Source organism: Xanthobacter sp. 91 (assembly GCF_000702385.1).
GTDB lineage: Bacteria > Pseudomonadota > Alphaproteobacteria > Rhizobiales > Xanthobacteraceae > Xanthobacter > Xanthobacter aminoxidans.
In genome coordinates, this window is sequence record NZ_JNIB01000001.1 from 2,466,578 (window position 1) to 2,479,546 (window position 12,969).

A 12,969-nucleotide genomic window follows, 5' to 3' on the forward strand; every position below is an offset into this window, starting at 1 on the left:
GGGTTCAGCCTTCGGAGCCAAGGATTTCGCTGGCTCTAATGTGTCCCTCGCCGGGGCTGGGTTCAAGCGCCACGCGGGGGCTCCTACCGCCCTTGCTTTCCTCCCGGCGCGCGGCGCTCTAAAAGGAGCGCCCATGACGCACAAAGAGGTATCCATTATGCGGCCCAGCAAGCGCGCCCCCGACGAGATGCGCGCGGTGTCCTTTGAACGGGGCGTGATGCGCCACGCGGAAGGCTCCTGCCTCGTGAAGTTCGGCGACACCCACGTTCTCGTCTCCGCGACGCTGGAGGAGCGCCTGCCGCCGTGGCTGAAGGGCCAGGGACGCGGCTGGGTGACGGCGGAATATTCCATGCTGCCCCGCGCCACCCACGACCGCACCCGACGCGAATCCACCACCGGCAAGCAGTCCGGCCGCACCCAGGAGATCCAGCGGCTGATCGGGCGTTCGCTCCGCTCGGTCACGGATCTCGTGGCGATGGGCGAGAAGCAGATCACCATCGACTGCGACGTGCTCCAGGCCGACGGCGGCACCCGCACCGCCTCCATCACCGGCGCCTGGATCGCGCTTCATGATTGCCTGAGCTGGATGAAGTCCCGCTCCATGATCAAGGAGATGCCGCTCAAGCAGCACGTGGCGGCGGTCTCCTGCGGCATCTACGAGGGGACGCCGGTGCTCGACCTCGATTATGCCGAGGATTCGGTGGCCGAGACCGATGCCAATTTCGTCATGACCGGAACTGGCGGCATCGTGGAAATCCAGGGTACGGCGGAAAAGACGCCCTTCACCCAGGACGAACTGCTCTCGCTGCTGTCGCTGGCCCGCTCGGGTGTGGATCAGCTCGTCTCCCTCCAGAAGCTGGCGATCGGCTGATGGCGCGCCAGCTCACCGGCCGGCTGGTGGTGGCCACCCACAATCCCGGCAAGCTCATCGAAATGAAGATGCTGCTGGAGCCTCACGGGGTGGAGGCCGTCTCCGCTGGCGAGCTCGGTCTGCCCGAGCCGGAGGAAACCGAGACCACCTTCGAGGGAAACGCCCGCCTGAAAGCTGTGGCGGCGGCCAACGCCGCCCAGCTTCCGGCGTTTGCCGACGACAGCGGCCTCGTCATTGACGCCCTCGGCGGTGCGCCAGGCATCCACACAGCCCGTTGGGCGGGACCCGACCGCGATTTCGAGATGGCCATGGAGAAGGTGGAGGCCGAACTTCGGAAGGTCGGCGCCACCGAGCCCGGCCAGCGCCATGCCCGCTTCGTCTCGGCGCTCTGCATCGCCTGGCCGGATGGGCATCTGGAGGAGTTCGAGGGCACCGTGGACGGCACCCTCGTTTGGCCGCCCCGTGGCGCCAAGGGGTTCGGCTACGATCCCATGTTCCTCCCCGAGGGCCATGTGAAGACCTTCGCCGAGATGACGGCCGACGAGAAGCACGGTATGCCGCCCAAGGGCTTCGGCCTTTCCCACCGTGCCCGCGCCTTCCTGAAGCTCTCGCAGGCTTGCCTGAAGGGGTGAGCGCAATCTTGGATCAGGCTCCGTCCGCGAACCCTCCGGCACGCCCTCTCCCGATGGGGGGCGAGGGTGTTGACGGCATCGAGGACACGCAGGGCGGCTTCGGTGTCTATGTGCATTGGCCGTTCTGCAAGGCCAAATGCCCCTATTGCGACTTCAACAGCCACGTCCGGCTCGTGCCGCCGGACGAGGCGCGCTACATCGCGGCCTTCCGGCGCGAGATCGCCCACATGCGGGCCCTGTCGGGACCGCGAAACGCGGAGACGGTCTTCTTCGGCGGTGGCACGCCTTCCCTCATGGCCCCCACCACCGTCGGCGCGATCCTGGAGGCCATCAACGAGGCCTGGCCGCTCACTGCCGATGCCGAGGTGACGCTGGAGGCGAATCCGACCTCCGTGGAGGCGGAGCGGTTCCACGGCTATCGGGCTGCGGGCGTCAACCGCGTCTCCCTCGGGGTGCAGGCCCTGGACGATGCGGACCTCCAAGGGCTCGGGCGGATGCACTCGGTCGCCGAGGCGCTGGCTGCCGTGGGCATCGCGCGCCGTGCATTCGATCGTGTGTCCTTCGATCTCATCTATGCCCGTCCGCGCCAGACGCCCGAAGCCTGGGCGGCTGAGCTGCGGCGCGCGCTCGCTGAAGGCTGCGAGCACCTGTCCCTCTACCAGCTCACCATCGAGCCGGGCACGCCGTTCGAGCGGCTGTACGGCGCCGGCAAACTCATCCTGCCCGACGACGACCTGTCTCGCGCCCTGTGGGACGTGACGCAGGAGGTGACGGCGCAGGCCGGCCTTCCCGCCTACGAGGTTTCCAACCATGCCCGGCCGGGTGCCGAGGCGCGGCACAATCTTGTCTACTGGCGCTATGGCACTTACGCCGGCATTGGCGCCGGAGCCCATGGACGGCTGGTGTCGGGCAACATCCGCCATGCCACATTCACCGAGCGGTCGCCGGAAGCGTGGCTGAAGCGGGTGGAGGCGGACGGGCACGGCATTATTTCCGACGAGACGCTGTCGGCAGCCGAGCAGGCTGACGAAATGCTGCTCATGGGCCTGCGCCTGAAGGAAGGCTTGGACCTCGCCCGCCATGCCCGCCTCGGCGGCCGCGTGGATCCGGAACGCCTCGCCACGCTGGAGGCGGAAGGGCTGGTGGCGCTCAATGCCGGACGGCTGTGCGTGACCGCCGCTGGATTTCCGGTCCTCAATGCCGTGATCGCCGCGCTGGCGGGTTAGGTTCGCCACGCGGGAACGCTTGCCAACGCCGTGCCGCCTGCTTAAGTCCGCGTGGGGCTTGGGACTGCCTGCCGAGGAACGCGCACCATGTCGCTGGATGCCGACCAGATCGTCGAACGCCGCCGCCTCCGGCGGAAGGTCACATTCTGGCGCGTGCTCGGGGTGCTCGGCGTCGTCGCCGCCGTGGCGGTAGGCGTGTCGGCCCTGCTTGGCCGTGATATTCCCGCCTCCTCGCCCCATGTGGCGCGGATCATGATCGGCGGCATCATCCGCAACGATCGCGAGCGGGTGGAGCTTCTGGAGGAGATTGGACGCTCCCGCGCCAGCGCCGTGATCCTCTCCATCGACAGCCCTGGCGGCACCGTTACGGGCTCCGAGCAATTGTACGACGCGCTGCGCCGCCTCGCTGCCAAGAAGCCGGTGGTGGCCGTCGTGGAAGGCGTCGCCGCCTCCGGCGCCTATATCGCGGCGCTGGGCGCCGACCACATCGTGGCCCGTCGCAATGCGCTCGTCGGCTCGGTGGGCGTGATCTACCAGTTTCCCAACTTCACCGAGCTTCTGAAGACCGTGGGCGTGACCATGGAGGACATCAAGTCCTCTCCGCTCAAGGCCTCGCCCAACCCCTACACGCCGGTGACACCGGAGGCGCGCGCCGCCGTGGATTCGCTGGTGAAGGACAGCTACGCCTGGTTCAAGGATCTCGTGGGCGACCGTCGCAAGCTCTCCGACGCCAAGCTCGCGAACGTCTCTGACGGACGCGTTTTCACCGGTCACCAGGGCCTCGAACTCCAACTGGTGGATGAACTCGGCGACGAGCGTACCGCCCGTGCTTGGCTCGCCCGCGAGAAGGGCGTGAGCGAGACCCTCAAGGTCCGCACCTGGCGCACCAAGGAGGTCGGGGACGAGTTCGGCTGGCTTCTGGGCGCTGCGCGCGGCGTTGTGAGCGCTCTCGGCTTCCCGCAGGCAGCGGCGCTCCTGACGGATGCGGCGAAAGGCGCGCTGGAGCGCAGTCAGCTTGACGGTCTGTTGGCCCTCTGGCACCCTCGGAGCTAGGGTTAAGATTGCGTTCACAAGCGCTTGGCGGCCATCCGACAAAACCGATAACAACGCCGGACGTCCGGCCGCCCACCGTCAGGGATGCAGGGCTTTGGCTTGCTTTCGGCGGATGATTTCGAGGGAACTGGGGCCAACATGATCAAGTCCGAGCTCGTCCAGAAGATCGCCGAGGCCAATCCGCATCTCTACCAGAGGGATGTGGAGAACATCGTCAACGCCATCCTGGAGCAGATCGCATCCGCGCTGGAGCGCGGTGATCGTGTCGAACTGCGCGGCTTCGGAGCCTTCTCGGTGAAGAAGCGCGACGCCCGTGTCGGCCGCAACCCGCGCACCGGCAAGCAGGTGGACGTGAGCGAGAAGACCGTTCCCTACTTCAAGACCGGCAAGGAGATGCGCGAGCGTCTCAACACTGGAAAGTAGGCCCCGTGAGCCGCTTCCTCTCCATTCTCATCGGCCTGCCCCTGGCGATCCTTGCGATTGCGCTCGCAGTTGCGAATCGCAAGCCGGTCGTCCTCTCCCTCGATCCGTTCGCGCCGGACCATCCCGCTTTGTCGGTGACGCTGCCGCTGTTCGCCATCATCTTCGCTGCGGTGATCGTCGGGGTCATCGCCGGCGGGGTTGTCACCTGGGCGCGGCAGGGCCGTTATCGTCGGGAGGCCCGCGCCGCCCGCCGCGAGCACAAGCGGACCGAGGCGGCTCGCCCGGCTCCGTCCTCGCAGCTCGGTCTGCCGGCACCGCGGCACTGAGCCTTCCCTTCCGCGAAGCCTTGTCTCCCGCTCTGCGTCGATCTGCAGGAGCCGTCCCGTGCGAACGGGGCGGCTCTTTCGTTTCGGCTCACGCCCGCGTGCCGTCGGGACGAGAGAGGTGCCGCCGTGCGAGGGGGAGCACGAGGTGCACCATGCCCATCACCATGGGCGGAACCGCGAGAAGCGTGGAGGCCCAGATGGGCCATCCCGCGGTGAGGGGCGACAGGAGCGCCAGGATGGCGTTGATGAGGGCATAGGCGCCGATCATCATCAGTCCCAGAAAGCGCAGGTGGGCGAGAATGGCGAGACTGCTCATGGCATCATCTCCCGAAGCAGCGTGGCGTGGATTGATATAAACGGAACGATCCGTTCCGATATGGTTTGATATATACGCCCCGTTTCGTTATGCAAGAGGAAAGTTGCGGAAGGCCTTCAGATGCCCGAAACCAGCCATGCCGATCGTCGGCGCTCATCTATCGGCGCACGGCGCAATCCGGATGCGGAGGCGGCCATTCTGACGGCGGCGCGCGCGCTGCTCGCGGAACGCGGCTATGCCGGCTTTTCAATCGAGGAGGTGGCGCGGCGCGCCGGGGCCGGCAAACCGACCATCTATCGCTGGTGGGCGACTAAGGCAGACCTGCTGATCGACGTCTACGCGGCGGAGAAGGCGAGCCACATGGCCTTGCCCGATACCGGCGCTCTCTGGAGCGATCTTCTCGCCTATACCCGCGCCTTGTGGGGGTTCTGGCGGGACACGGCCTCAGGCAGCATCTTCCGGGCACTCATCGCCGAAGCCCAGACGACCGAGGCTGCCCTTTCGGCGCTGCGCGACAAGTTCCTGCCCGACCGGCTCCGCGACCTGCGCCACATGTTCGAGCGCGCAGCGGACCGCGGTGAGATCCGTGCGTCGGAAATCGACGACCTCCTCGGCCTCTATATCGGCTTCAACTGGCTGCACCTCTTGACCGATCGCCTCGCCGACGATGCGCCCGCGATCGAACGCACGGCACGGCTCATCGCCGGCCAGCCGCCCGGCGGCTCTTGAGCGCCGGCCCGGCATTTCCGATGGCGCGAGTCAGTAGAAGCCGACCGGGAACCAGCGCAGATAGAGGTCGGTATAGACGCCCTTCTCCCAGATGCGCTGGAGGGCGAAGTCGATGGCGTGGCGCAGGGTATCGTTGCCGTCCTTCACAGCCACGGAAAAGCCGTCTCCGAAGAAGCGGCTTTCGGTGAAGGGGCCGCCGACAAAGCGACAGCAGCCGGCGCTGTCGGTGCCGTTCAGCCAGAGCGCGAGGGTGATGCCGTCGCCGAACAGAAGGTCCACCTGCCCGGCCTTCAGCGCCTCCTGCGCCGCCTTGAGGTCGGGGTAGGGGCGGATGGCGGCCTCGTTGAAGAAGGAGCGGAGATAGGCTTCGTGCGCGGTTCGGCTCACCACGGCCACCTTCTTGGAAGCCACCTCTTCGGGCGTCGCTTTCGCCAGCGTCTCCTGGCTGCGGCCCACGAAGCGCGCCGGCGTGCCGAGGTAACGCTCGGAGAAATCCAGCGTCGCCCGGGAGGCCGGGGTTGCGACGAGGCCGGCGATGGCCGCTTCCGCCCGGCCCTGGTCCACCACGTCCGCCACATTGGCGAACGCCGCAGTCTGGAAGCTGCAGGTGACGGAAAGTTCTGCGCAGATCGCCCGCGCCAGATCGATGTTGAAGCCGGAAAGAGCCCCAGTGGAATTGATGAAGTTGAAGGGCGGGTAATCGTCCGTCGTGACGAAGCGCAGCTCCTTCGGGAGCTTGGCCGCATCGGGGCGCTCGAGCCGACGCTCCACGTTCCAGAAATTCGGCACGACCACCGGCGTGATGGCGATCTTGTCGGCCCGTTCCACCAGAGGCGGGGGGCCGCCCTGCGCCGGCTTCACCTGTCCCGCCGGCGGCTGCTGGGCCCCCGCGGCTCCTGCCATCAACGCCACCGTGGCCAGAACCAGAGCTTTGAGGCCGGCCTGAAGCGTGGGCGTGCGGCGGCCCGCACGGATGCTCAGGAAAGAGGCTGGTGGAAGCATTGCGGCAAGCTTACCCTAGGGTTGCATGAGGGTCGGGGCATGGTGGGGGATGCCGGTGCCGCCCGCAAGGGGCGAAGCCATGTAAGCCATGACGCGGGCGAGGACCATCGCGACCTTGGGCGCGAGCGGGTCCGCGCTCAGGATGATGTGGCCGCTGCCGTCCCGCTGCCGGCATCCCTCCCGCGCACCGTGCTGGCCTCCGAGCTTCGTCCCTATCGCGATCATGTGGATGCCGACGAACTGCATGCGGCTGCCGTGCGAGCCGGACTCGTCGGGGTCGGTGTCGACGAGGTGCTGGTCGCCTCAGGTGCACTTGATGACGAAACCGCCACGCGTCTCCTTGCCCGCGATCTCGGTCTTCCCGTTGGGGCGCCAAACCTGGCGAACCTGCCAGACGACCCGGCGATGGCGGAGGCCGTGCTGCGTACAGGCACCCTCATGCTGGGGACCGGCAGTGGCCGACCACGCTTCGTGATGGCGGCGCGTGGCCGCATCGTCCGGCGGCTTCGACGGGGGCTGAAGCGGGATGCGGGTCTTGCCTCGCGCGTGGAATTGATCAGCCCGGCGGCGCTTGCCCGGCGCGTCGACGCGGTTTGCGCGCCCAGCTTCGCCGCCGCCGCGACGGCACGTCTCGTCCTGTCCGATCCGCTCAAATCGGCGTCGACACTGCGGCCCGGCCGCATCGTCGGGCTCGCGGCCGCCGCCATCGGCCTGCCGCTCGCGCTGCTCCTGGCACTGGCGCCGGAAATGGGCCTTCTCGCCGTTCAGGCGGCTCTTTCGCTCGTCTTCCTGGCGTGGATCGCCCTGCGACTCGCCGGCTGCCTCTATGTGCCGCCTGAGGAGCCGGTGCCGGCCCTCGATGCGCGGTCTCTGCCGGTCTATTCCCTCCTGGTGCCGCTCTATCACGAGACGGCGAGCCTGCCGCTGCTGGTCGCTGCCCTCTCGGCGCTCGACTATCCCCCCGAGAAGCTCGACATCAAGCTCGTGGTCGAAGCGGACGACCATGCCACGCGCGCAGCCATCGCCGCGCTCGAGTTGCCGCCGCACATGGCGGAGGTGGTGATCGCGCCGGTTGGGCCGCGGACCAAGCCCAAGGCGCTGGAAGCAGCACTGCCCTTCGCCCGCGGCAGCATCGTCGCGATCTATGACGCCGAGGATCTGCCGGAGCCCGATCAACTGCGCCGGGCCGTCGCCGCCTTCCATGCAGGCGGGTCGAAAGTGGGCTGCGTGCAGGCGCGGCTGTGCATCGACAATGGCGGCGACAGCTGGATCTCGGCCCAGTTCGCCGCCGAATATGCCGGCCAGTTCGATGTTCTGCTGCCAGCGCTCAGCGCCCTCGGCCTGCCCATTCCGCTCGGCGGCACCTCGAACCATTTCCGCCGCCGCGTACTCGATCAGGTGGGAGGATGGGACCCCTACAACGTCACCGAGGACGCCGATCTCGGCATCCGTCTCGCCCGTGCCGGCTGGCAGACACGGGTCATTTCCTCCACCACCTTCGAGGAGGCGCCCGTCACGCGGCGCGCCTGGATCGGCCAGCGCACCCGCTGGCTGAAGGGCTGGGCGCAGACCCTGCTGGTGCACGGCCGCCGGCCGCGGGCGCTGGTGCGCGATCTCGGTCGGGGCGGTACGCTCGCGCTGGTGCTGCTCACGGCCGGGCCTTATGCGGCGGCGCTGGTGCATCCGCTGTGCCTTGCCCTGTTCATCGCCGATATCGTTCGGGGCGTCGCCGGGCTGCCGTGCACCCACATGGCGGAGGTGGTGACGAGCGCGCTTACCTACACCACCCTCATCGCCGGCTACGCTGGCGCGGCCGCGACCATGACCGTCGGGCTTGGCCGGCGGGGCATGAGGCCGGGCTGGCGGACGATCGTCGGCATCCCCTTCTACTGGCTGCTGCTGTCGGTTGCGGCGTGGCGGGCGGTGATCGAGCTGATCCGCAGGCCGTACCACTGGCAGAAGACCGAGCACGGCGCCGCCCATCGCGGAGGCGGCGGGGGGCTCAGAAGTAGCGCTTCAGCTCCGCCGCAGCCTCGGCCGGAGGGCGTTTGGAGTTGAACGGGGCGACGAAATTGCCATTCTTGTCCATGAGATAGACCACGGCGGTGTGGTCCATGGTGTAGTCGCCGTCCTTCAGGGGGACCTTACGGGAATAGACGCGGAACTCCCGCTTGATCTGCTCGGTGGCCTCCGGTGTGCCCGACAGTCCGACGATCTGCGGCGAGAAGCTCGAAACGTAGGATTTGAGCACGTCCGGCGTGTCCCGCTCGGGGTCCACCGAGACGAAGAAGGCCTGCGCCTTGCTCGCGTCCGGCCCCAGCGCGTTGAAGATTTCGGACATCTCGAACAGGGCGGTCGGGCACACGTCCGGGCAGTGGGTGAAGCCGAAAAAGATGAGCGTTGGCTTGCCCTTGAGGGCGGCCTCGGTGATCGGCTGCCCGTTCTGGTCGGTGAGGCTGAAGGGCCCGCCCACCGCCGCCTGTCCCGTCACCTTCGGCGGTGGCTCCGGCAGGAACAGGGTGACGGCGGTGACGAGGATGAGGGCGCCGGCGGCGAAGGCCGAGAAAAGGGCAATGATCTTCGTGCGTGACGACATGTTTTCAAGGCCTTGGGGGCGGTCGGGGAAGCCTCAGAGGCAGCCGGAAAAGCCGGCGCTCAGGAGATCGAAGAACACGGCCGCGCCGTAGCGCGCCCACAGCGCCAGCCCGCCCGCACAGAGCATGGCCAAGGCCACGCCGAGGCCGATGACACCGGCGCGACCCAGGCCCGGTCCAGACGCGGCCTCGCCATCGGCGTGCGGTGCAAGCCGTTGCGAAACCTCGGTTTCCTGGGACAGGGTGACGGACATGGCGCGCCGGTTGGGATGAAACGTCAGCCGCCACGATAGCGCGGGCGGCGGTATTTATCCAATCCGCGCCGGTCAATCGCCCGTGACAGGGCGCCTCACCAGCGGTCGGAGGGGGGTGCGCCCTGCCATTCGGCGATGCGGCGCAGGGTGGCGGGGCTGGTGTCGGAGGGCAGGTCGTCGGGCGGGAAGAAGTCGGCGGCGACGATTTCGAGGTTCCGCTCGGGCCGGGGACCGATCACCAGAGCCGCCGTCCGGTACAGGACAACGTGGTCGCGTCCACCCACCAAGGGGTTGAAATAACAGCCGGAAATCGTCAGAGGCCCCTCGGCCTCCACATTGGCTTCCTCGCGCAGCTCGCGCCGGGCCGCCTGTTCGGAGGTCTCGCCCAGATCCACCCCGCCGCCGGGAAAATGCCAGCCGGACACGTAGGTATGTCGGACCAAAAGGAGCCGGCCGGCCGGGTCGGTGGCCAGTACCCGGACACCGAGAGTCATGCCGTGGCGCATGCGGCGCAGGAGGGGGAGGGGGGAGAACATGCCTGAGCATACCCCCTCCCGGCACGGACGAAAGGGTGGTTCACACCACCCTGTCAGGTGCGTTCACCCCACCTATTCGGCGGCGTTCGGGAGCGGTTCAGGCCGAACCCACCGCAAAACCGGCGCGCGGGCGGCGCGGGTCTCGTCCAGACGACGGCGGGGGGCATAATGGGGGGCGCCGAGGAAGCGCTCCTTGTCCCCCGTTTTGGCCGCCATCTTGGCCGCCATGGCGAGGTCGCGCAGGGCACCGAGGAAGAGGTCGAGGGAGGCCTTCGATTCGCTCTCCGTCGGCTCGATCAGCATCGCCCCGTGGACCACCAGAGGGAAGTAGACCGTCATGGGGTGGTACCCCTCGTCGATCAGCGCCTTTGCGATGTCCAGGGTGGAGATGCCGGTGTCCGCCAGCCAGGTGTCGTCGAACAGGGCCTCGTGCATGGCCGGGCGCTCGGCGAAGGGGGCGCTCATCACGTCCATCAGGCAGGCGCGGACATAATTGGCGGAGAGGACGGCGTCCTCGGAGGCCTGCCGCATGCCGTCGGCGCCGTGGGAGAGCATCCAGCTCAGCGCGCGCACGAACATGCCCATCTGGCCGTGGAAGGCGCTCATGCGGCCGAGGGCCTGCTCGGCCCCGTCCGCACCTTGGTCCTCCACCAGCGCCAGCCCATCGGCCGTGGCGACGAGGGCCGGCACCGGGGCGAATGGCGCCAGCGCTTCGGAGAGCACCACCGGCCCCGCACCCGGACCACCGCCACCGTGGGGGGTGGAGAAGGTCTTGTGCAGATTGATGTGCATGGCATCGACCCCGAGGTCGGCGATGCGCACCTTGCCGAGGATGGCGTTGAAATTGGCGCCGTCCGAATAGAAATAGGCACCGGCCCCGTGCACCGCCTCGGCGATGGCCACCACGTCCCGCTCGAACAGGCCGCAGGTGTTGGGATTGGTGAGCATGAGGGCGGCCACCTCCGGCCCCAGCGCGGCCTTCACCGCCTCGGGGTCCACCGTGCCGTCGGCGCGGGCGGGGATGGAGCGCACCTCATAGCCGATGAGGGCGGCGGTGGCGGGGTTGGTGCCGTGGGCGCTCTCCGGCACCAGCACCACATTGCGCTGCGCCTCGCCGCGCGCCGCATGGGCGGCCTTGATGGCCATCATGCCGCACAGTTCGCCATGGGCGCCGGCCTTGGGGGTGAGCGCCACGGCGGTCATGCCGGTGAGTTCGAGCAGGTAGCGCGACAGCTCCGCCATCAGCTCCAGCGCACCCTTCACGGTGGAGAGGGGCTGGAGCGGGTGGATGTCGGCAAAGCCCGGCAGCCGCGCCATCTTCTCGTTGAGGCGCGGGTTGTGCTTCATGGTGCAGGAGCCCAGCGGGAACAGCCCGCTGTCGATGCCATAGTTCATGCGCGAGAGGCGCACGTAATGGCGCATGGCCTCGGGCTCGGAGAGGCCGGGCAGCTCCAGCGGCGCGGTGCGCGCGTGGCCGCCGAGGCGGTCCTTGAACGGGGCGGGCTCGGGGATGTCCACCCCGGTCACCTCGGTGCGGCCGATCTCGAAGATCAGCCCTTCCTCCAGGTCGAGGCCCCGGTTGCCGGTGAAGGTGACGGGGCCAGCGCTGGTGCCCCCGACGATGTGCGGCGTCGTCGCGCCACGGCCTTCGCGGTTCATCACAGCACCTCCTTGAGGGCCGCGGCATAGGCGGCGCGATCGTCCTCGGTGGTCGTCTCGGTGGCGGCGACGAGGATCAAGTCGTCGAGCCCTGATTTCGGGGCGAGGCGGGAATAGGGGACGCCGCCGAGGATGCCTTTGGCGGCGAGCTTCTCCACCACGCCCAAAGCCTTGCCCGGCACGCGCAGGGTGAATTCGTTGAAGAAGGTGTCGTTGAGCACGCTCACCCCCGGCACGGCGGCGAGCCGGTCCGCGAGGTCGCAGGCCGCCGCGTGGTTGGCCCGCGCCAGCCGTGTGAGCCCGGTCTGGCCGAGCAGGCTCATGTGGATGGTGAAGGCCAGCGCGCACAGGCCCGAATTGGTGCAGATGTTGGAGGTCGCCTTCTCGCGGCGGATGTGCTGCTCGCGGGTGGAGAGGGTGAGCACGAAGCCGCGGCGGCCTTCCGCATCCACCGTCTCGCCGGCAAGGCGGCCGGGCATCTGCCGCACGAACTTCTGCCGGGTGGCGAAGAGGCCCACATAGGGGCCGCCGAAATTCAGCGCGTTGCCGATGGACTGGCCTTCGCCCGCCACGATGTCGGCGCCCTGCGCCCCCGGCGGCTCGATGAGGCCGAGGCTGACCGCCTCGGTGAACACGGCGATGAGCATAGCGCCGGCCTTGTGGGCGGCCTCGGCGATGGGCTTCAGGTCCACGATGTTGCCGAACACGTCCGGGGACTGGACGACGACGCAGGAGCAGCCCGCATCGATGGCGGCGATGATGTCTTCCCCGCCCGTGGGCACCGGCGCCAGCGCCACCACCTCGTCCGCCGCATAGCGGGAGATGGTCTCGATGGTCGCGCGATAGTGCGGGTGCAGGTTGCCGGCCAAAAGCGCCTTGCGGCGCTTGGTGACGCGATGGGCCATCAGCACCGCCTCGGCGGCGGCGGTGGAGCCGTCATACATGGAGGCGTTGGCCACCTCCATGCCGGTCAATTCGGCCACCTGCGTCTGGAACTCGAAGAGATATTGCAGGGTGCCCTGCGCGATCTCCGGCTGGTACGGCGTGTAGGAGGTGAGGAATTCCGAGCGCTGGATCAGGTGGTCCACGCTCGCCGGCACATGGTGGCGATAGGCCCCGGCGCCGACGAAGAAGGGCACCGAGCCCGCCGGCACGTTCTGCGCGGCAAGGCGGGAGAGCGCGCGCTCCGCCTCCATCTCGCTCTTGTGGAGCGGCAGGCGCGGCAGCTCATGCGCGCGCTGGGCGGCAGGAATGTCGGCGAACAGATCGTCCACCGAGGGAACGCCGATGCGCGCCAGCATCTCGGCGCGGTCATCGGCGGTGAGGGGAAGATAGCGCATGATGCCGC

At 68.3% G+C, this 12,969-nt stretch carries 15 protein-coding genes; 8 read left to right on the forward strand and 7 right to left on the reverse strand.

Going from position 1 to position 12,969, the window contains the following annotated elements; all coding sequences use genetic code 11:
- Positions 1 to 157: 157 nt before the first annotated feature.
- The 6 genes from rph (at position 158) to A37E_RS0111670 (ending at position 4,531) form a co-directional block, all read left to right on the forward strand.
- Positions 158 to 871 carry a ribonuclease PH gene (rph, locus tag A37E_RS0111645; protein WP_024277126.1) on the forward strand — a complete coding sequence of 238 codons (714 nt, stop codon included), beginning with the start codon at positions 158 to 160 and terminating at the stop codon, positions 869 to 871.
- On the forward strand, positions 871 to 1,503 hold the full coding sequence (gene rdgB / locus A37E_RS0111650; RefSeq protein ID WP_029556744.1) for an RdgB/HAM1 family non-canonical purine NTP pyrophosphatase: 633 nt from the start codon (positions 871 to 873) through the stop codon (positions 1,501 to 1,503). The genes rph and rdgB overlap by 1 nt, the downstream gene beginning before the upstream one ends.
- A gap of 53 nt (positions 1,504 to 1,556) precedes the next feature.
- Positions 1,557 to 2,729 carry a radical SAM family heme chaperone HemW gene (gene hemW, locus A37E_RS0111655; RefSeq protein ID WP_051678961.1) on the forward strand — a complete coding sequence of 391 codons (1,173 nt, stop codon included), beginning with the start codon at positions 1,557 to 1,559 and terminating at the stop codon, positions 2,727 to 2,729.
- A gap of 87 nt (positions 2,730 to 2,816) precedes the next feature.
- Positions 2,817 to 3,782: a signal peptide peptidase SppA gene (gene sppA / locus A37E_RS0111660; protein WP_029556746.1), complete on the forward strand. Its 966-nt coding sequence runs from the start codon at positions 2,817 to 2,819 to the stop codon at positions 3,780 to 3,782.
- 138 nt (positions 3,783 to 3,920) lie between these two features.
- Entirely contained in the window at positions 3,921 to 4,205 is a 285-nt protein-coding gene (gene ihfB, locus A37E_RS0111665) for an integration host factor subunit beta (RefSeq protein ID WP_024277130.1), read from the forward strand.
- A 5-nt stretch (positions 4,206 to 4,210) separates the two neighbouring features.
- The gene (locus tag A37E_RS0111670) at positions 4,211 to 4,531 is read left to right on the forward strand and encodes a lipopolysaccharide assembly protein LapA domain-containing protein (protein WP_029556747.1); all 321 of its coding nucleotides are present in this window, start codon (positions 4,211 to 4,213) and stop codon (positions 4,529 to 4,531) included.
- 88 nt (positions 4,532 to 4,619) lie between these two features.
- Here A37E_RS0111670 and A37E_RS0111675 read toward each other — a convergent pair whose 3' ends face one another.
- Positions 4,620 to 4,847, reverse strand: coding sequence for a hypothetical protein (locus A37E_RS0111675; protein WP_029556748.1), 228 nt, complete (start codon positions 4,845 to 4,847; stop codon positions 4,620 to 4,622).
- A gap of 120 nt (positions 4,848 to 4,967) precedes the next feature.
- On the opposite strand from A37E_RS0111675, the gene A37E_RS0111680 reads away from it, so the two are divergent.
- A complete protein-coding gene (locus A37E_RS0111680; protein WP_038192938.1) occupies positions 4,968 to 5,576 on the forward strand; it encodes a TetR/AcrR family transcriptional regulator in 609 nt (202 codons plus the stop codon).
- 30 nt (positions 5,577 to 5,606) lie between these two features.
- Here the strand turns inward: A37E_RS0111680 and A37E_RS0111685 are convergent, their stop codons facing one another.
- Positions 5,607 to 6,479 carry a transporter substrate-binding domain-containing protein gene (locus tag A37E_RS0111685; RefSeq protein ID WP_081837816.1) on the reverse strand — a complete coding sequence of 291 codons (873 nt, stop codon included), beginning with the start codon at positions 6,477 to 6,479 and terminating at the stop codon, positions 5,607 to 5,609.
- Between the two features lie 138 nt (positions 6,480 to 6,617).
- On the opposite strand from A37E_RS0111685, the gene A37E_RS0111690 reads away from it, so the two are divergent.
- On the forward strand, positions 6,618 to 8,636 hold the full coding sequence (locus A37E_RS0111690) for a glycosyltransferase (RefSeq protein WP_156026293.1): 2,019 nt from the start codon (positions 6,618 to 6,620) through the stop codon (positions 8,634 to 8,636).
- On the opposite strand, the gene A37E_RS0111695 is transcribed toward A37E_RS0111690, so the two are convergent.
- The 5 genes from A37E_RS0111695 to gcvPA all read right to left on the reverse strand — a co-directional run bounded on the left by A37E_RS0111695 (position 8,581) and on the right by gcvPA (position 12,961).
- Positions 8,581 to 9,174, reverse strand: coding sequence for an SCO family protein (locus A37E_RS0111695; RefSeq protein WP_029556752.1), 594 nt, complete (start codon positions 9,172 to 9,174; stop codon positions 8,581 to 8,583). The genes A37E_RS0111690 and A37E_RS0111695 overlap by 56 nt on opposite strands.
- Before the next feature lie 33 nt (positions 9,175 to 9,207).
- The gene (locus A37E_RS0111700) at positions 9,208 to 9,426 is read right to left on the reverse strand and encodes a hypothetical protein (protein WP_029556753.1); all 219 of its coding nucleotides are present in this window, start codon (positions 9,424 to 9,426) and stop codon (positions 9,208 to 9,210) included.
- A 95-nt stretch (positions 9,427 to 9,521) separates the two neighbouring features.
- The gene (locus A37E_RS0111705; RefSeq protein ID WP_029556754.1) at positions 9,522 to 9,962 is read right to left on the reverse strand and encodes an NUDIX domain-containing protein; all 441 of its coding nucleotides are present in this window, start codon (positions 9,960 to 9,962) and stop codon (positions 9,522 to 9,524) included.
- Between the two features lie 72 nt (positions 9,963 to 10,034).
- Positions 10,035 to 11,621: an aminomethyl-transferring glycine dehydrogenase subunit GcvPB gene (gene gcvPB / locus A37E_RS0111710; protein WP_029556755.1), complete on the reverse strand. Its 1,587-nt coding sequence runs from the start codon at positions 11,619 to 11,621 to the stop codon at positions 10,035 to 10,037.
- Positions 11,621 to 12,961, reverse strand: a complete 1,341-nt coding sequence (gcvPA, locus tag A37E_RS0111715) for an aminomethyl-transferring glycine dehydrogenase subunit GcvPA (RefSeq protein WP_029556756.1) — start codon at positions 12,959 to 12,961, stop codon at positions 11,621 to 11,623. The genes gcvPB and gcvPA overlap by 1 nt, the downstream gene beginning before the upstream one ends.
- Positions 12,962 to 12,969 lie beyond the last annotated feature (8 nt).